Source organism: Cryobacterium sp. 10S3, from assembly GCF_034344045.1.
GTDB lineage: Bacteria > Actinomycetota > Actinomycetes > Actinomycetales > Microbacteriaceae > Cryobacterium > Cryobacterium glucosi.
This window is the reverse complement of the sequence record NZ_CP133773.1, coordinates 733,182-751,790: the sequence shown is the minus strand read 5'-3', so window position 1 is coordinate 751,790 and position 18,609 is coordinate 733,182. Positions and strand designations below refer to the sequence as shown.

Genomic DNA, 18,609 nt, shown 5'->3' with positions numbered 1-18,609 from the left:
GCATCCGCTCAGATCAGGCCATGGCGGCGGAAGGCGTTCCAGACCCCGTCGTCGAGCACGGCGGTGGTGACCTCGTCGGCGTGGGACTTGACCTCGTCGGTGGCATTGCCCATCGCGATGCCGACACCGCACACCTGGAGCATTTCGATGTCGTTGCTGCTGTCGCCGATGCCGATGGCCGATGCCGCGTCGAGGCCGAGCAGGTCGAGCAACTTCAGGATCGTGCTGCCCTTGTTCACCCCCCCCAGGGTCACCTCGCCGCTGCCGCGACCCATGTGGGGAATGGTGCCGGTGATGACGTGGAAATCGTCGCCGAGCGCGTTCGAGACTCGATCGAAGGCCCGAAGGTCACCGGCCAGGAAGACCGACTTGGCGATGCCCGTGAATGACAGCGGCCGCACGTCCCCGAAAGCCTTCAGGACCGGGTGTTCCTCGGCCCCGGTGACGGAGGCGAGGTCGGGCCGGGGATCACCCTTTCGTTCCCTGTCGTCCTCGAGGTAGGTCGCGAAGCGCGAGCGCACCCCGGGGCTCGGGTAGAGCTTGTCGTAGGACTGGAGGTAGAAGTCGTAGCCCGCGGCCTCGTAGAACCCGACCATTCGCGCCACCGCCGGTTCGGGCATCGTGCGGGAGATCACGACGTCGCCGCCGACTTCGGCGAACCCGCCGCCGGCGCTGATCGCCCCGTCGAAGCCGATGTCCCGGATCGCCGGGTAGATCTCCACCGACGCCCGCCCCGTGCTGAGGTACACGAGGTGACCGTTCTTCCGGGCGCTGCGCACCGCCTCGATCGACGATGGTGCGATCGCCTCGCCGGAGTCGATGAGGGTGCCGTCGACGTCGAGGAAAGCGATGCGGGGGGAAATCATGATCTGCTCCAGACGAGGCCGCCTCCGGGACAGTGCATCCAGGAGGCAGCCGACGGGACGAACCCGTTTGGTTCTACGCTATCGGGTGAGGCTCGCACCATTGGATCGGATGACCTCGGCGTACCAGTCGAACGACTTCTTCTTGAAACGGTCGAGGGTGCCCGTTCCGTCATCGTTGCGGTCGACGTAGATGAACCCGTACCGCTTGCTCATCTGTGCCGTGCTGGCGCTGACGAGGTCGATGCACCCCCAGGAGGTGTAGCCCATCACGTCGACGCCGTCGGCGACGGCCTCGCCGACCTGCACGAGGTGATCGTTGAAGTACTCGATGCGGTAGTCGTCGATGACGGTCTTCCGGCCGTCGACCGTGACGAGCTCATCCTTCGCTCCGAGACCGTTCTCGACGATGAACAGCGGCTTCTGCCAGCGGTCCCAGAACTGGTTCAGCACGATGCGCAGGCCGACCGGGTCGATCTGCCAGCCCCACTCGGATGCCTTCAGCGTCGGGTTGGCGACCCCGGGGAAGATGTTCCCTTCGCCCGTGACACGATTCGATGTGTCGGCGGTTTCCGCCACGCTCACGTAGTAGCTGAAGGAGACGAAGTCGACGGTGTTCTCCTTGAGCAGTGCCCGGTCGTCGTCGGTGATCACCAGTTCGACGCCCTGGTCGCGCAGGCTGCGCAGGTAGTACCCCGGGTATTCTCCGCGCACGTGGATGTCGCCGAAGGCGAGGTTGGTGCGCTCGGTGGTGAGCGAGGCCATCACGTCGTCGGGATCGGGCGACAACGGATAGACCGGCATCGCGAGGATCATGCAGCCGATCAGGGCGGACGGGGCGAGCTCGCGGGCGGCCTTGGTCGCGAGCGCACTCGCCACCAGCTCGTTGTGCACGGCCTGATACAGGTCGGTCCGGGTGAGCTGGTCCTTCGGTGTGTTGATGCCGCCAGACAACAGCGGGGCGTGCAGCACGGAGTTGATCTCGTTGAAGGTGAGCCAGTACTTCACCCGGGCGCCGTATCGGGCGAAGAGCACCCGCGCGTACCGCTCGTAGAATCCGATCAGGTCACGGTTGACCCAACCGTCGTAGGTCTCCGTCAGGTGCAGCGGGGTCTCGTAGTGCGAGATGGTGACCAACGGTTCGATGCCGTGCTTCTCGCACTCGTCGATGACGCGGTCGTAGAACGCGAGGCCCTCCTCATTGGGCTCCGCCTCGTCGCCGAGCGGGAAGATCCTGCTCCAGGCGATCGAGAAGCGGAAGGTCCGGAAGCCCATGTCGGCAAACAGGGCGATGTCCTCGGCATAGCGGTGGTAGAAGTCGATGGCCACCTGCTTGAGGTTGTCGTCCGTGGGGCCCGCGGTGCGCGGCGTCGTGATTCCCTGCGGCATGACGTCCTGGATGGACAGGCCTTTGCCGCCCTCGTTGTATGCACCCTCGATCTGGTTCGCGGCGGTCGCACCGCCCCAGAGAAAGCCCTGCGGGAATGTGACGGGTGTTGAATCGGTCATTCGTGTACTCCTTTTACTACTGACTACGTATTACGCAGATGGCCGGTGGAGGAGCAGCCGAGCCGCTCCTCCACCGGGACGTACAAACCGCCCTCGCTTACTTCGCGGTGGCCAGTTCTTCCTCGGCGATCGCCAGGAAGAGGGGGTCTCCGTGCGCTACCGGGCCCGAGGCTGGTGAGCCGATGGCCGGATACTTCTTCGGGTTCGTGATGATGACCGGCGTCGTGATGTCGTATCCGGCTGCCGTGATCGCGTTGATGTCGAACTCGAGAAGGAGATCGCCGGCCTTGACCTGCTGGCCCTTCTCCACCTTCAGGGAGAAGTACTTGCCACCGAGCTTGACCGTGTCGATGCCGACGTGGATCAACACGTCCGCTCCATCCGCGTGCTGCAGCCCGATGGCATGCCCGGTCGGGAATGCGGCTACGACGAGAGCGTCGAACGGGGCGTAGACGGCGCCGACACGGGGAATGATCGCAACACCCTTGCCGAGGTCGCCGCCGGCGAAGACGGCGTCGGGAACCTCGCTCAGTGCAACGGCGGTGCCGTCGAGCGGGCTCAGCACCTCGAGGTCGGTGCCGTCCACGACTGCGGCGGCCTCGTTGGCCGGATCCTTGAATCCGAGGATCACGGTCAGGCCGAACGGCACGATGATGGCGACGAGAAGGCCCAGAATCAGCATCACGGTGTTTCCGGTACCGAACAGGGCTGGCAGCGCCAGCAGCGAGGGCAGCACGAAGGCGTTCGCGGCGACGCCGCCGGCCGAGATCAGGGCTCCACCGAGGACACCACCGACGACTCCGAAGACGAACGGCCGCTTGAGCGGCAGGTTCACGCCGTAGATGGCCGGCTCCGTGATACCGGCGAGGAAGCCCGACACGGTGGCCGGGGCAGCGAGCGACTTCAGGTTCGAGTTGCGGGTGCGCACCCAGACCCCGGCGACGGCCGCAGCCTGTGCCAGCACCGCGGCGAAGAGCGGCGCGGTGATGTAGATCAACCCGGTGCTCTGCAGTTCGGCGGTCATCAGCGGGACGAAGCCCCAGTGCAGGCCGAAGATGACGAAGACCTGCCAGAGGCCGCCCATGATGGCTCCACCGAGCCAGGGCACGACCGTGAAGACCCAGCCGATACCGCCGGCCAGTCCCGTGCTGATCAGGTTGGAGAGCGGGCCGATCACCAGGAAGGTGAGCGGTACCAGGATGATCACCATGATCATGGGTGTCACGAATCGGCGGATCGCGGCCGGCAGTGCGGCGTACAGGAACCGCTCTCCGTGACTCTGCAACCACACGATGACGATGATCGGGATGACGCTCGAGACGTAGCTGACCATCGTCACCGGGATGCCGAAGAAGGTGATGTCCGGCGCGCCGTTGAGCGCGACGATCGAGGGGTACACGAAGGAACCGGCGATGGCGAGCGACGTGAACTGGCTCGCGTTGAAGTACTTCGCCGCGGTGATCGCGAGCGCCAGCGGCAGGAAGTTGATGAAGGCATCCGAGAGTGCGTTCAGGATCGTGTACGTCGTCGTCGTGTTGTCGATCCAGGCGAACGTGACCGCTGCCGCCAGGAAGGCCTTCAGGAGGCCGGTGCCCGCGAGCGCCCACACCAGCGGGGTGAAGATCGCCGAGATCATCGCGATGAAGCGGTTGACGAGGTTGCCCTTCGGGCCGTCCTGGGCGGCCTGGCCGCCGGAGGAGGAGGCGCCGCCGAGCTTCGAGATCTTCGTGATCTCGGCGAAGACCTCGGGTACCTCATTGCCGATGACGACCTGGTACTGACCGCCGGCCTCGGCCGTCGCGATGACGCCGGGTGTGGCCTTGACCGCCGCCTTGTCGACCTTCGCGTCGTCCTTGATGACGAATCTCAGCCGCGTCGCGCAATGCACGAGCGACTGGACGTTTTCTTCGCCGCCCACACCCTTGAGGACCGCAGCTGCGGTCTTGGAGTAGTCCATCGGTCTCATTCACCTTCCGCCGCGACATCGCGACTTCCATGCTCAGGAAGCGATCAATCGGTGTTTTGGGCAAAAAAAAGACCTGAACTCATTCATCGCCGTACTGGCGATGCGAGTTCAGGTTTTGCCCGCTGATGCGGTAACAATCCGAAAATGCTTCCACAGAGCGTCGTCGCCCTGCGGTCTCAACGTAGCACACGATCAGGTGGCGGCGCCATCCACCATCTGGTTCGCCAGTCGCTCGACGTGCACGATCACGTACAGGAGCTCTTCGTCGGTGAGGTCGGAGCCGGTGGCGGCACTGACGTACGACTTGACGTCGGCGGCGATGGCGTAGGAGCGGGGGTAGCTGTGTTTGGCGAATTCGAAGAAGGACGTGTCCGAGCCGCGCAACATCGACTTCGCCACCAGCCGCTGCAGGAGGAATTGGATGTGCAGGATGAACCGCGCGTAGTCCGGGCTCGCCGTGTCCAGGTGCACGCCGAGGCCGCCCTCGACCGTCGTCACCACGTGCTGCACCCGACGGAAGAGCAGTGCCGCGGTTCCATTGGGCTCGTCCCTGGTCGCGTTGAGGAGATGCATGGTGAGGAACACCGCTTCCTCGTCCGGGAGGGCGGTGTCCAGGCTGGCGCTGACCGATCGGGCCATTGCCGTCGCGGCGTCGAACTCCTGCGGATGCAGGACGCGTAATTCGGGCATCGACGTCGTCGGGATGCGGATGCCTTTCTGCATCCGTTCGAGCACGAATTGGATGTGGTCGATGATGGCGAGCGGCAATCGGCGACCGAGGCTTCGGCCCAGGGTCCGTTCCGCCTCGTCGACCGCCCGCGTGACCGCTTCGATGACCGGGTACGGCACGGACGCGAGGAGTTGGCGGGCATGGTCGGCTTCACTGCCCTGATCGAGGACGAAGGTCTTCTCGACCTTGGCGGGATCGATCGTGTCGCTGGGAAGCAGTTGGAATCCCAGCCCGCGTCCCATCAGCACGCGTTCCTGACCGGACTCGTCGATCGAGATGACGACGTTGTTGTTGAGCACCTTGTGCACCACCTTGTCCGGTGTGCGTGCTGCCCCGTCTTGCCTCGCCATAACGCTAGTTTAGGGCGCTCGCCTTTTCGCGGCCGCCCTGCTCGACGGACACGGGCGCTAACCAACCGTGCGGGCCGAGAGCACGCAGAATTCATTGCCCTCCGGGTCCGCCAGGACTACCCAGGGGACGTCTCGCTGGCCCACATCGGCACGGGTCGCCCCGAGGCCGAGCAGGCGCCCGACCTCGGCGGCCTGGTCGTCGGGGACGAAGTCGAGGTGGAGCCGGTTCTTCACGGTCTTTCCCTCGGGGACAGCGCCGAACAGCAGGGTCGGGTGCGCACCCTCGGCCGCGGCGAGTTCGAGCTCGTCGTCGCTCTCGCCGACCACGATCCAGCCGAGAGCCTCCTGCCACCATCGCCCGAGCCCCTTCGGGTCGCGACAATCGACGACGACTTCTTCCCAGAACAGCGACATGCCGGACACACTACGCCGGGCCGCGACCCCAGGTCCAGACGCAGGGCATTCCGGGTGCAGCCGTAGCGGTACCGCGCTCGGCTCAGGCGGCCAGGTGAAACGTGCTCGCGAAGCGACCGAGGAGGGCACGGCGACCACGCAGCACCTCGACGACCCCGGTCTCGATCGCGCGCTCCGGGCCGAGCTCACCGGAAATGAGCCGGCGGATGCCCGGACCAGCGGCGAAGGCGAGGTCGACGGGCCCGTCCCCGCGCGTCACATCGAGGGTGGAGCCGTCCACCCGGATCAGAAGCTCGGCATGACCGAACCGCGCCGCGTACGCGGTCGCCGGGAGCTGCTCCGCGACCTGCGGCCGAAACGCGGTCCGGAGGTCCATCGTCATGGCGTCAGGGGTGATGACCTGCTCCTCCCGCGGATCGCCCAGGGATTTGAATCCCCACGCCCCGAGTGCGAGCACCACGGGCTCGAGCTCGCGGCCGTACGGCGTCAGCTCGTAGACGATGACGCGCGAATGAGGCACCCGTCGGATGATGCCCGCCGCCTGCAGCTCCTTCAGCCGTGCGGCCAGGATGTTGCTCGGGATCCGAGCGAGTCCCCCGGCGAGTTCGCCGTAGCGCCGCGGCCCGACGAGCAGGTCGCGGACGATGAGCAGGGCCCAGCGCTCTCCCACAAGCTCCAGGCCTCGCGTGACGCCACCGTATTGACCATAGTCGCGTGCGGCCATCGACCTCAGTCCTGCTGATTCGCGAAGGCTTCGGGGCCCTGAGCGGCTGCTACCGGGTCCATCCAGCCGAACTCGAGGAAGTTGCCGTCGGGGTCGTTCAGCTGGCGCTGGTACATGAAGCCGTAGTCCGAGGCCGGTTTGGGCTCAGAGCCTCCAGCGGCGACGCCGTCGGTGACGGCCTTGTCGACCGCCTCGCGACTGTCCAGGAAGATCGCGGTCGACACGGAGGGGTTCACGGCCGGATCTCCGATCGGAAGGTCGGTGAAGGTCTGAAAGTACTCGCGGACAAGGATCATAAAGTAGCTGTGGTCTTCTTCGACGACGACGCAGGCCGCGTTGTGGTCCGAGAAGGCCGGGTTGATGGTGAATCCGAGCGCCGTGTAGAACGCCTTTGCGCGCTCCAGGTCGGTCACCGGCAGGTTGACGAACATCGCGGTCATCGTGTCTCCTTGTAGAGGTTCCCATGTGGACTGACGTCATACTTGCAAAAAACAAGTGTGCTGTCAAGACCTCTGTCGTGCCCTTCCGGACGCGAGCGCTCAGCCCGCCCCAGCGCACCCCGGTCTACCGGGGTGGCGGCGTCGTGTCGTAACGTAGGCGATATGACGATCTCGCCCGGATTTCAGATTCCTGATTTCACCCATCCGGGCGTCGTCGAGTCGCTGCCGCCACATCATGACTGACACCACCATCCAGGCCGTCGTGCCCACGAGTCACCCGATCCGACGCCTCCTCGCCGACTGGACCGTCACCGCGCTCGACGGCCCTGTCCCCCGGGCCGTGCGCCAGCACACAATTCCGGCAAGCGTTCCCGGGTCGGTGCACACCGACCTCCTCGCCGCGGGCCTCATCCCCGACCCGTACCTCGACGGCAATGAGCAGTTGCTCGGCTGGATCGGACTCACCGACTGGCGATACACGACGACCTTTGTCTGGCAGCCGAACAGCAGCACCCAGAGCGAGATCGTCTTCGACGGTCTCGACACGATCGCGACGGTTGAACTCAACGGCCACCGGATCGGCGTGACCAGGAATATGCACCGCCGTTACCGATTCGACCTGCGCACCCATCTGCGCGCCGGCCTGAACGAGCTCGCCGTCACGTTCTCCTCTCCGATCCGGGCCGCGGATGCCGCCAGCCTCGAACTCGGCTATCGCCCGCACGTGAACCACCACCCGTACAACGCGATCCGCAAGATGGCCTGCAGCTTCGGCTGGGACTGGGGCATCGACACGAGCACATCGGGCATCTGGCGCCCGGTCGCCCTCGAATGCTGGGCGACGGCGCGGATCGAGTCCGTGCGCCCGATCGCCACCGTGGACACCCTTGTCCGGGCAGACGGGACGGCCCGGCACTCGGGCACGGTCGCCGTGCACGTCGAGGTCGCCCGGGCGAGCGACGCAGATCTCATCGTGACGGCATCCGTCGGAGGCGTGACCGGCTCGGCCACTCTGAACGCGGGCCAGACGAGCGCGGTCGTGACGCTGCATGTTGCCGAGGTGTCGCGGTGGTGGCCGCGGGGCTACGGCGAGCAGCCGCTCTATGACGTCGACGTGACGTTGCACGGTTCGGGCGCGGACGACGCCGAAGCACTCGAACTCGATTCGGCACACCGGCGCGTGGGCTTCCGGACCGTGTCGTTCGACACCGAGCCGGATGCCACAGGGACACCGTTCACGATCGCCGTCAACGGGCAGCCGGTCTTCGTTCGCGGGGCCAACTGGATCCCCGACGACTCCTTTCCGCACCGGGTCGACCGGGACCGGTACCGGGACCGCATCGAGCAGGCCGAATTCGCCAACATCAACCTGCTCCGGGTCTGGGGCGGCGGCATCTTCGAGGCCGACGACTTCTTCGAGCTCTGCGACGAACGCGGCATGCTCACGTGGCAGGACTTCCTTCTCGCCTGCGCCGCCTACTCCGAAGAGGCGCCCCTGTTCGGCGAGATCGAAGCGGAGGCCCGCGACAACGTGGCCAGGCTGGCGTCGCACCCATCGCTGATCGTGCTCAACGGCAACAACGAGAACCTCTGGGGCCACGAGGAGTGGAACTGGAAGACGAGACTGGATGGCAAGACCTGGGGCGCGGGCTACTACTACGAGCTCTTCCCGCGCATCGTGGCCGAACTGGCGCCGCACATCGGATACACGCCGGGAAGCCCGTTCACCCCGGGCGGCACCGACGGTCTCGGCCGTGACGGAACACTCACGCCGAACGATTCGAACAACGGCACGATGCACATCTGGGACCTGTGGAACCAGCGCGACTACCCCGCCTACCGTGAGTACACGCCCCGCTTCGTAGCGGAATTCGGCTGGCAGGGCCCACCGACCTGGTCGACCATGCGCGCATCGATCAGCGACTCCCCGCTCACTCCCGAGTCCCCCGGCATGCTGGTGCACCAGAAGGCGATGGAGGGCAACGTGAAGCTCACCGACGGCCTGCTCGCCCACTACCCGTTGCCCGACGACATCGACGACTGGCACTGGGCGATGTCGCTCAACCAGGCCAACGCCATCGGCACCGCCATCGAACACTTCCGTTCCCTGCAACCGCACTGCATGGGCAGCATCGTCTGGCAACTCAACGACTGCTGGCCGGTCACGTCCTGGGCGGCCGTCGACGGCTATGGGCGACCCAAACCGCTGCTCTACGCGATCCGCCACGCGTACGCCGACAGACTCGTGACCATTCAACCGCGCGCCGGAGGAACCCTGGCGGCGGTCGTCGTCAACGACGAGGCTTCACCGTGGTCGGGCGAGCTCATCGTCCGACGCCTCACAGACGCGGGAATCGTGTTGGCCGAACACGCGGAACAGGTCACCCTGCCCGCGCGGTCCACGGTGACCGTGCCGCTGCCCGCATCCGTCTCCGCGACAACGGATGCGGCAGCGGAACTCCTCCGGGCCGAGCTCAGCAGGGTGCGTGGCCATTGGTTCTTCGCCGAGCCCCGCGACACCCGGCTCGGTGCCCCGTCCCTGTCCTCGTCACTCGAACGGGTCGCGAACGGCTACCTGCTCACGGTGACGGCCGCAACGCTCACCCGCGATCTTTCCGTCCTGGTGGACAGGGTAGACCAGTCCGCCCGAGTCGACGACATGCTGATCACGCTGCTCCCGGGCGAAAGTGCGGTGTTCAGCATCCGCTCCACTGTCGAGCTGGACCGTGCGACCCTGACGGCACCGACGGTGCTGCGCAGCGCGAACCAGCTTGTGCGGCCGAGATCCCGCCGACGAGGATGAGTCCCGCCGCTGGGACTCGAACCCACACTGTGACGATTTCAAGTCGTCTGCCTCTGCGATTGGGCTACGGGGCGCGTCCGAGTGCATCCGCGCTGAGCGAACTCAGTCCGAACAGACTCCGACGCTTCAAGCGCAGGTACCGCCGGAGCAGCCGCTTACCAGGCGGGCGTGGCCGGGACCCAAGACTGGCCAGGGCCAGCCCGAAGCAGTCGTCGGAACCGGGCATCCGCGGTCGTTCCGGAGCAGGACAAGCACCCCTACTGCCGCGCGCCCAGCGCACTGAACGGAGCTGGGGCAGACGTTGGCCACCTGTCCTGGTGACGTCGTCGATCCAGGTGGATTCCGGCGAGCATACACCGGATGGAACCGCCGGCCAGTTCTATCGTCGGCACGTCCACGGGCACAAGACGGCAGGACTCCTCGAGTGTTTCCCGCTGGCGTTCCGTCAACGCCGTGAACGCCCGACGGGACAGCGCGAGGATCCTGCCCCGGTCTCCCTCGAGTTCGATGGCGTTACCGCAGAATTCCTTGATCTGGGCGGACGACAATTCGATGACGGTGCGGCCCGAAGACGTCAGACGCTCAACGACCTCGTCACGACGATCGCGCGAAGTCATGAGCTCAAGCCCGATCAATGCGAACCGGGTCCCCACACACATCATCACGTTGGTGTGGTAAATCGGGATACCCGAATCATCGACGGCGTCGAAAACCAACGGTTCGTAGCCGAAGTTGGTGCAGAAGCGTTCGAGGGCGACAGGATCCGCACGCTGTGACCTGGCCACATAGGCGACTCTGCTGACGTGGTCGAGTACCATCGCACCGGTGCCTTCGAGGTAGATCCCGTCGAATTCGAGGCCGGAGTAGTCGATCACGTCCTGCACGCGATAGTTCTGTTTGAGCAGTTCCAGGATGTCCTGGCGACGTTCCGTGCGGCGGTTGGGCGTGCGCATCGGATAGACGGCGATATGGCCGCCGGCGTGGGTGGAAAACCAGTTGTTGGGGAAGACGCTGTCGGGACGGCCCTCGTGCTCGTCCTCGAAGAGGTGCACGGTGATTCCATTGGCGCGCAGGGTCTCGGCCACGACGGTCACTTCGCCGTGGGCCGTGTGGTGATGTTCGTTCAGGTTCGACAGGTCGACGAGCGGCTGGAACGTGTTGTCATCGGCGGTTTGAGAGTTGGGCGTGAACCGGTGCGGACGGATGAGGACGACCGTGCCCGGTGACTGAACCGACACGACGGTCAGACCCTGGTGAAGACGTGGGCTGGAATGGGTAGACTCCCGGACACGCGGCTCCGGGAGCTGTTGGTCATTTCTGCGCACTGCACCACTCGGCGCCTCCTTCGATCAGGATTCCAACGCTACGGTGCGCGAATACCTCATCGATAGTGGATTTTCCCACTAATTACGATGAGGAATCGCACACTTTGCATACCCGAGCCGTACTCTATGCGTATGCCCCTGGATGACCTCGACCACAGGCTGATCAGTCTGCTCCGGGTGAACGGGCGAGAACCAGTCGCTGCACTCGCTCGTGAGCTCGGCGTGACCCGCTCCACCGTCGACAATCGATTGGCCCGTCTTGTGCAGTCGGGCACTGTCGTGGGGTTCTCCATCCGGGTGCGTGAGGACCAGGATCCGGGCGTGGTGCAGGCCATCTCGTTCATCGAGGTAGAGGGTCGGGCGACGAGTGACGTCATCCGGGCCCTGCGCGGCTATCCGGAGGTCAGTTCGCTGCACACGACCAACGGGGCCTGGGACCTCGTCGCCGAGTTGCGCACCGCTGACCTGGGCGAGTTCGACCGGCTCCTTGGACGAATCCGTTCCATCCCCGGTGTCCTCAACAGCGAGACCAGTCTCCTGCTCAGCTCCGTCTCCGAGCGTGCCGTCGGCGCCTGACCCGCCGATCGCCTTCGACGTCATCGTCGGTGGAGAGAAGCGTGTCGGCCTGGGAGAGTCCGCCGAGTCCGGCCTCAGTCGGAAGTTCGGTGCCGGATGATGGTGCCCCCGCTGGGACTCGAACCCAGACTGTGACGATTTTAAGTCGTCTGCCTCTGCCATTGGGCTACGGGGGCGCGTCCGAGTACATCCGGGCTGAGCGAACTCAGTCCGAACAGACTCCGACGCTTCAAGCGTAGGTGCTGCCGGAGCAGCCGCTTACTTGACGGGCGTGGTCGCCTCGGTCGCGGCATCCGCTGCCACGATCGCCGGTGCGGCGGCGGGAGCCTTGACCGGCGTCTTGCGCGGCGCGCGGGGCGCCGTGACCTTGGCGGCGGGGGCTGCCGCGGCAGCCGCTGCCGGCACGGTGACCGGTGCCGGGGGCGTGACCGCAGCGGATGCGGCCTTCGCCGGCGCCGCGGCACCCGCGGCGGGCTTCGGGCGGGAGGCGAACTCGACGAACACGGCGCGCGGGGTCTCGACGGCGGCGAGGGACACGATGTCGCGACCGAGGAAGAAGTTGTTCGCCCAGCCCCAGACGACGCGCAGCTTGCGCTCCCAGCTCGGCATGGCGAGGCCGTGGTAGCCGCGGTGCGCGATCCAGGCCAGCGGGCCCTTGATGGCCAGTTTGCCGGACTGGAAGACACCCTGTCCGACACCGAGACCGGCGACGGCGCCCAGGTTCTTGTGGATGTAGTCCTTGGGGCCCTCGCCGCGGAGGATGGCGACGATGTTCTTGGCCATGAGCTTGCCCTGACGCACGGCGTGCTGGGCGTTGGGAACGCAGAAGCCGCCCACTCCCCCGCCACTGAGGTCGGGGACGGCGGTGATGTCGCCGGCGCCCCAGGCGTCTTCGATGATCTCGTCTGCGGTGCCGACGCGGAGGTCGGGGCGCACCTGCAGGCGGCCGCGCTCCTCGATGGGGAGGTCGGTGTGACGCACGATGCCGGGGTTCGCCATCACGCCAGCAGTCCAGACGATCAGGTCGGTCTCGAACTTCTCGCCGGTGGAGAGCTCGACGACACCGTCGACGGCGCTCGTCAGCTGGGTGTTGAGGTGGATCTTCGCACCGCGCTTGTCGAGGTTGTCGATGACCCAGAGGCTCGTCGGCACGGACACCTCTGGCATGATCCGGCCCATCGCCTCGACGAGGTGGAACTGGATGTCGTCGAACCCGATCTGCGGGTAGGACTTGAGCAGCGAGGTCGCGAACGAGCGCAGTTCGGCGAAGACCTCGATGCCGGCGAAGCCGCCGCCGATGACGACGAAGGTGAGCAGGCGGTCGCGCTCGGGTCCGGCGGGGAGCAGGGAGGCCTTGTCGAAGTTGGTGAGCACGGTGTCGCGGATGGCGACGGCTTCCTCGATGGTCTTGAGTCCGAGCGCCTGGTCGGCGACCCCGGGGATCGGGAAGGTGCGCGAGACGGCTCCTGCGGTGACGACGACGATGTCGTAGTTGAACTCATACGGCTCGCCGACCGGCGGGGTGATCGTCGCGGTCTTCGACGCGTGGTCGATGTGGGTGACCTTCGCGGTGACGACGTTCGTCTTCGAGAGGTGGCGACGGTGCGCGACCACGGCGTGGCGGGCTTCGATCGAGCCGGCGGCAACCTCGGGGAGGAAGGGCTGGTAGGTCATGTACGGGAGGGGGTCGACCATGGTGACCTCGGCCTCGCCTTTTCGCAGCCACTTCTCAAGCTTCCAGGCGGTGTAGAAGCCCGCGTAGCCGCCACCGACAATGAGAATTTTTGGCACGATAAGGGTCCTCCTACATGATGGAATATGCGAAAACTTACCGATTCGATCGATTTCGCTTGAGCCGCCGAAGAGCACCTATGCCGAACAGCGTTACTAGGATAGCAAACCCCAACAGAACGAGAAGCGGAACGGTGATATAGGTCAGGGTCAGCTCGGTCGGCAGCCAGGGACTCGCGGCGGTGTCGGTCGGCAGCGGCGGGTCGCTGCTCGGCACGGCGCGGGCAACGGGTGCGGCCGTCGGCGCGGCTGTCGGGACGGTGTCGATGCGCCGATGCAGGTGAATCCAGTCCTGGAGCAGGGCCGTCGGCGTCGGAGACGTCGAGGGCGCCACGGACGCGGTGACCGCGGCGGCCGCGTCGATCAGGCCGTTGCCGTAGACGGGGCTGGGGACGACGTGGCCGTTCGGGTTGGCGGTCGCGATCACCCGGTTCATCACCTCGGCGGCGTTGAGCTTCGGGTAGGCGGCGCGCACGAGGGCGACGAGGCCGGAGACGATCGGGGCGGAGGCGCTCGTGCCGCTCCACTGCACGTACCCGCCGTTCGGCACCACGCCGACGAGTTGTTCGCTCGGGGCGGCGACGGCGATCGTGATGCCCTGTGAGGAGGCGTCGAAGCTCGCGGTCTTGTTGCGATCGACGCCCCCGACGGTGAGCACGCCGGGGATCGTCGCCGGGGCGCCGACCTCCGTGGTGCCGCTCCCCCGGTTTCCGGCCGCGGCCACGACGACGACGTCATGCTGGAACGCGTACAGGAAGGCGTCGTCCCAGCTCGACGGCCAGTCCAGGGTGTTCCGGGTCAGCGACATGTTGATCACGTCGGCGCCGTGGTCGACGGCCCAGCGGATGCCTGCCGCGATCTGGTCGTCGTTGCTGAGCTTTGCGCCGCTGCTCCCGAACGCGACCGACACCGCGAGAATGGACGCCTCGGGTGCCACGCCGATGACTCCTGTCCCGTCCGCGGAACCGCGGCCAGCCATCAGGGAGGCGACCAGGGTGCCGTGCTCGCTGCCGTCCCCCACGGGGGTCTGGCCGTTACTCGAGCCCAGGCCCGAGACATCCGTGCCACCGACGACGGCGCCGGCGAGTTCGGGGACGCTCGTGCTCACCCCGGTGTCGATCACGGCGACCGTCACGCCGGCGCCCTTGGTCGTCGCCCAGGCCTGCGTGAAACCGTAATCGTTGAGCCAGTACTCGAGGTCGCGCACCTGGTCGGCGTGCGCGGGTGCCGCGTCGCCGACGACGGAGGCGCCTCCCAGAACAATGGTCAGCGCCACCGCGAGCGCGGCGCCGAGGCGCCGCTGCAGCAGGGAACGGGTCACGCGTCCGCCGCGGAATAGTCGAGGCACTCGCAGACGGCCGGGGTCCAGGCTGCCCGCGCGAGCGCGAGGTCACCGATCGGGTTGACGCCCGGGCCTGCGGCGAGCGAGTGTGCGGCGAGGGCGTGCAGACACTTGACCCGGTCGGGCATGCCGCCCGAGGAGATGCCGGCGATCTCGGGTACGTCGCCGAGCATGGCGCGATCGGCGAGGAATCCCGCGTGGGCGCGGCGGTACTGGTCGTGGACGGCCTCATCGTCGGCGAGCAGCTGGTTGAACTCGTTCATCACCTGGGTCGCCTCGAGGAAGGAGAGCGCAGCGGTCGCGGCCGGGTGGGTCAGGTAGTAGAGAGTGGGGAACGGCGTGCCGTCGCTCAGCCGGGGTGCGGTGGCGACGACGGTGGGAGCACCGCACACGCAGCGCGCCGCGATGCCGACGGCGTCGCGGGCCGGGCGGCCGAGCTGTGCGCTGACGATCTTCAGGTCGTCGGCGGTGACGGGCGCGAACGGCGGCCGGGTCACTGGGTGGCCTGGGGGGCGAGGCCGGCGGTCATGACGGAAGCGAACATGGACGATACCCAATCGATGTCGGTGTTCTGGATGGCCGTGGTCGCGGCGGGCGCGGCGGCAGCGGCGGCCGGCAGCGGCAGGTCGTTGATAACGAGGAAGCTCACGTCGCCCGGCAGCACATAGGACAGCCGGGCGCGGGCCTGGGTCGTGACGTAGGTGCGGTCGTTCCAGCGCTCCCGCTCGGTCTTGAGCTGGTCGACGGTGGTCTGCTGGGCAGACACGTCGGCGGTGAGCCGGCTGATTTCCTGCTGCTGCTCACCGTAGGTGCGGAGGCCGGGGGCGAGCACGACGACCGCGAGGATGAGGATGCCCATCATCATGAGCGAGAACCCGGACAGGCGCAGGCCGCGAAGCCAGCCACTCATCGGGGTCTCGTCGAGGCCGAGCGCGACGGGCTGCCGTTCAGTGCGTTTCGCGGCCATGGCAACTCCTTTCGCCGGATCCTCGCCGGTTCTCACCGGATAAAAAACAGAGCTCTCGAAGCGCGGGATTCACCCCGCGCTTCGAGAGCTCCAGTCGAAACTAGGCCTTGAAACGGGGGAAGGCAGAGCGGCCCGCGTACACGGCGGCCTCGCCCAGCTCTTCTTCGATCCTCAGCAGCTGATTGTACTTGGCAACGCGCTCGGAGCGGGCAGGCGCTCCGGTCTTGATCTGGCCGGCATCCGTCGCGACCGCGAGGTCGGCGATGAAGGTGTCTTCGGTCTCACCGGAGCGGTGCGAGATGACGGTCGTGTAGCCGGCGCGCTGCGCGAGGGCAACGGCGTCGAGCGTCTCGGTGAGGGTACCGATCTGGTTGACCTTGACGAGGATCGAGTTGGCCGTGCCGAGGGCCAGGCCCTTGGCAAGACGCTCCGGGTTGGTCACGAACAGGTCGTCTCCGACGATCTGCACGAGGCCGCCGATTTCGGCGGTGAGGTGCACGTAGCCATCCCAGTCGTCTTCCTCGAGCGGGTCTTCGATCGACACGAGCGGGTAGGACTTGACGAGGTCGACGTAGTACGCGGACAGCTCCTGGGCAGAAAGTTCCTTGCCCTCGAAGTGGTAGACGCCGTCCTTGTAGAACTCGGACGCGGCGCAGTCGAGTGCCAGGCCGATGTCCTTGCCGGGCGTGTAGCCGGCGTTGGTGATGGCTTCGACGATGAGGTCGAGTGCCGCACGGTTGCTCGGGAGGTTCGGAGCGAATCCACCCTCGTCGCCGAGGCCGGTGGAGAGGCCCTTCGACTTGAGCAGGGCCTTCAGGGCGTGGTACGTCTCGGTGCCCCAGCGGAGGCCCTCGGCGAAGGACTCGGCACCGAGCGGGACAACCATGAATTCCTGGATGTCCACGTCGTTGTCGGCGTGCGAGCCACCGTTGATGATGTTCATCATCGGGACCGGAAGGGTGTGCGCGTTCGGGCCACCGAGGTAGCGGAACAGGGGCAGGCCGGCCGAGGTGGCTGCGGCCTTGGCGACGGCCAGGCTCACGCCGAGGATGGCGTTGGCGCCGACGCGGTGCTTGTTCTCGGTGCCGTCGGTTTCGATAAGTACGGCGTCGACGATGCGCTGGTCGGTGGCGTCGAGGTCCTCGACTGCCGGGCCGAGCTCGTCGATAACGGCGTCGACGGCCTTGAGGACGCCCTTGCCGAGGTAACGCGACTTGTCGCCGTCGTGAAGTTCATAAGCTTCGAACGCACCGGTGGATGCGCCCGACGGAACGGCGGCACGGCTTACGGAGCCGTCATCAAGCAATACCTCGACCTCGACGGTCGGGTTGCCTCTGGAGTCGAGAATCTCGCGCGCTACTACTGCCTCAATGAGAGCCACAGCTATCTCCTGTTTCCTGTTATTTCCTAATGGGTGGGGTGTTGGTATGGGGGGAACGTGCAGGAAGACGACACTGTGTTCCAATCATGTAACAGTCTAGCGACGGAGGCTCCGAGCGCGGGAATCAGCCCGCGAGCGGGCGGAAGTCGAGCGCGGCGGCGTCCGCTGTTTCATCGGTGACGAAGGCGTACCGCCCATAGCCCGCCTCGGCAGCGCGACCGAGCAGGGCCTTGAGGTTCTTGGTGCGGTGTTCGAGCCGCACCCGCAGGCCCTCGGCGACGAGTGCGGTCTTCAGGGCGACGAGGCGGCCGGGAGCCGCGTCCTTCTCGTGGATGAGCACAACGGCGTTCTCGGCGGATGCGCCGGTGCCGCCGAGCAGGTCGACGATGCGTTCGAAGCCGATCGAGAAGCCGCAGGCGGGAACGTCGACGCCGAGGAATCGGCCGATCATGCCGTCGTACCGGCCGCCGCCGCCGAGCGAGTAACCGAGATCGGGGTGCGCGATCTCGAAGATCGTTCCGGTGTAGTAGCCCATGCCGCGCACGAGCGTCGGGTCGAAGACGAGGTCGGCGCCGGGGAGCGCGTCGCGGAGGGCGAGCAGGTCGGCGTAGGCGACCGGGTCGAGCCAGGCGGGTGCTGCGGACGCATCGGGCTCGCCGGCCGAGCCGAGCAGGTCCCAGCCGGCCGAGGCTATCGAGCGGAGGGTCTCCGCGATGCCGTCGGTGGGGATGCCGAGGCCGTCGAGTTCGGTGACGACGCCGTCGACGCCGATCTTGTCGAGCTTGTCGATCGTGATCAGGGCCCGCTCGAACAGATCCGCAGGGACCTGCCAGTACGCGAGCAGGGCGGTGAGGATGCGGCGGTCGTTGATGCGCACCGAGCAGCCGGTGAGGCCGAGGGCGTCGAGGGCGGCCATCGTCGCCGTGATGAGTTCGATCTCGGCGAGCGGGCCCGCCTCGCCGATGATGTCGATGTCGCACTGCACGAACTGGCGGTACCGGCCCTTCTGCGGGCGTTCGGCCCGCCAGACCGGGGCGATCTGGATCGCCCGGAACACCGTGGGCAGGGCGGCGCGGTGCGTCGCGTAGAACCGGGCGAGCGGGACGGTGAGGTCGAAGCGGAGGCCGAGGTCGGCGAGGCCGAGCAGGTCGCCGGACTCCGCGGCGGCGAGGGCGTCGGCAGGGGCGAGGCCGCGCTTGAGCACCGCGAAGCCGAGCTTCTCGTTGTCGCCGCCGAGGCCGGAGTGCAGCCGGGCGGAGTCTTCCATGACCGGGGTCTCGATCTCGTCGAAGCCGTGCGCGGCGAAACTGCGCCGGATCACGCCGAGCGCGTGCTCGCGACCGGCCTTCTCAGCGGGGAGGAAGTCGCGCATGCCGCGCGGCGGGGTCACCTGTGTTGCCATGGAATCCATTGTCTCAGGTCGGGCCG

Annotated in this window: 16 protein-coding genes and 2 tRNA genes; 2 read left to right on the top strand and 16 right to left on the bottom strand. The window is 66.7% G+C overall.

The features are described 5' to 3' along the window. Positions 1-8 precede the first annotated feature (8 nt). From RHM57_RS03470 to RHM57_RS03440, 7 genes are all read right to left on the bottom strand, one after another. Complete coding sequence (locus RHM57_RS03470) at positions 9-866, bottom strand: Cof-type HAD-IIB family hydrolase (protein ID WP_134448287.1); 858 nt, start codon at positions 864-866, stop codon at positions 9-11. 78 nt (positions 867-944) lie between these two features. After that, a complete protein-coding gene (locus tag RHM57_RS03465) occupies positions 945-2,372 on the bottom strand; it encodes a glycoside hydrolase family 1 protein (protein WP_134562015.1) in 1,428 nt (475 codons plus the stop codon). A gap of 97 nt (positions 2,373-2,469) precedes the next feature. Then, positions 2,470-4,329, bottom strand: coding sequence for a beta-glucoside-specific PTS transporter subunit IIABC (locus tag RHM57_RS03460; RefSeq protein WP_322136224.1), 1,860 nt, complete (start codon positions 4,327-4,329; stop codon positions 2,470-2,472). 201 nt (positions 4,330-4,530) lie between these two features. Continuing rightward, positions 4,531-5,418 (bottom strand): PRD domain-containing protein, encoded by an 888-nt coding sequence (locus RHM57_RS03455; RefSeq protein WP_134448283.1) that lies wholly within the window; start codon positions 5,416-5,418, stop codon positions 4,531-4,533. Between the two features lie 57 nt (positions 5,419-5,475). Beyond that, the gene (locus RHM57_RS03450) at positions 5,476-5,832 is read right to left on the bottom strand and encodes a VOC family protein (protein ID WP_134448281.1); all 357 of its coding nucleotides are present in this window, start codon (positions 5,830-5,832) and stop codon (positions 5,476-5,478) included. 82 nt (positions 5,833-5,914) lie between these two features. After that, positions 5,915-6,556, bottom strand: a complete 642-nt coding sequence (locus RHM57_RS03445; RefSeq protein ID WP_134448280.1) for a winged helix-turn-helix transcriptional regulator — start codon at positions 6,554-6,556, stop codon at positions 5,915-5,917. Positions 6,557-6,561: 5 nt separating this feature from the next. Beyond that, positions 6,562-6,996: a VOC family protein gene (locus tag RHM57_RS03440; protein WP_134448278.1), complete on the bottom strand. Its 435-nt coding sequence runs from the start codon at positions 6,994-6,996 to the stop codon at positions 6,562-6,564. A gap of 235 nt (positions 6,997-7,231) precedes the next feature. On the opposite strand from RHM57_RS03440, the gene RHM57_RS03435 reads away from it, so the two are divergent. Further along, positions 7,232-9,799, top strand: a complete 2,568-nt coding sequence (locus RHM57_RS03435) for a glycoside hydrolase family 2 protein (RefSeq protein WP_322136226.1) — start codon at positions 7,232-7,234, stop codon at positions 9,797-9,799. A 1-nt stretch (position 9,800) separates the two neighbouring features. Here the strand turns inward: RHM57_RS03435 and RHM57_RS03430 are convergent. Further along, a tRNA-Ser gene (locus tag RHM57_RS03430) sits at positions 9,801-9,875 on the bottom strand. 181 nt (positions 9,876-10,056) lie between these two features. Beyond that, complete coding sequence (gene ctlX, locus RHM57_RS03425; protein WP_198413729.1) at positions 10,057-11,037, bottom strand: citrulline utilization hydrolase CtlX; 981 nt, start codon at positions 11,035-11,037, stop codon at positions 10,057-10,059. Between the two features lie 219 nt (positions 11,038-11,256). On the opposite strand from ctlX, the gene RHM57_RS03420 reads away from it, so the two are divergent. After that, the gene (locus RHM57_RS03420; RefSeq protein ID WP_134558260.1) at positions 11,257-11,700 is read left to right on the top strand and encodes an Lrp/AsnC family transcriptional regulator; all 444 of its coding nucleotides are present in this window, start codon (positions 11,257-11,259) and stop codon (positions 11,698-11,700) included. A gap of 100 nt (positions 11,701-11,800) precedes the next feature. Here RHM57_RS03420 and RHM57_RS03415 read toward each other — a convergent pair. The 7 genes from RHM57_RS03415 to hisS all read right to left on the bottom strand — a co-directional run bounded on the left by RHM57_RS03415 (position 11,801) and on the right by hisS (position 18,583). Beyond that, positions 11,801-11,876 (bottom strand) — tRNA-Leu (locus RHM57_RS03415). 82 nt (positions 11,877-11,958) lie between these two features. Next, a complete protein-coding gene (locus tag RHM57_RS03410) occupies positions 11,959-13,491 on the bottom strand; it encodes an NAD(P)/FAD-dependent oxidoreductase (protein ID WP_322140703.1) in 1,533 nt (510 codons plus the stop codon). Positions 13,492-13,528: 37 nt separating this feature from the next. Then, positions 13,529-14,812 (bottom strand): S8 family peptidase, encoded by a 1,284-nt coding sequence (locus RHM57_RS03405; RefSeq protein WP_241975209.1) that lies wholly within the window; start codon positions 14,810-14,812, stop codon positions 13,529-13,531. Beyond that, positions 14,809-15,330 (bottom strand): DUF501 domain-containing protein, encoded by a 522-nt coding sequence (locus RHM57_RS03400; protein ID WP_134448272.1) that lies wholly within the window; start codon positions 15,328-15,330, stop codon positions 14,809-14,811. Before RHM57_RS03400 ends, RHM57_RS03405 begins: the two co-directional genes overlap by 4 nt. Beyond that, a complete protein-coding gene (locus RHM57_RS03395) occupies positions 15,327-15,800 on the bottom strand; it encodes an FtsB family cell division protein (RefSeq protein ID WP_134448270.1) in 474 nt (157 codons plus the stop codon). Before RHM57_RS03395 ends, RHM57_RS03400 begins: the two co-directional genes overlap by 4 nt. Positions 15,801-15,900: 100 nt before the next feature. Beyond that, complete coding sequence (gene eno / locus RHM57_RS03390) at positions 15,901-17,181, bottom strand: phosphopyruvate hydratase (RefSeq protein WP_134448268.1); 1,281 nt, start codon at positions 17,179-17,181, stop codon at positions 15,901-15,903. A 124-nt stretch (positions 17,182-17,305) separates the two neighbouring features. After that, entirely contained in the window at positions 17,306-18,583 is a 1,278-nt protein-coding gene (gene hisS, locus RHM57_RS03385; protein ID WP_322136231.1) for a histidine--tRNA ligase, read from the bottom strand. Positions 18,584-18,609 lie beyond the last annotated feature (26 nt).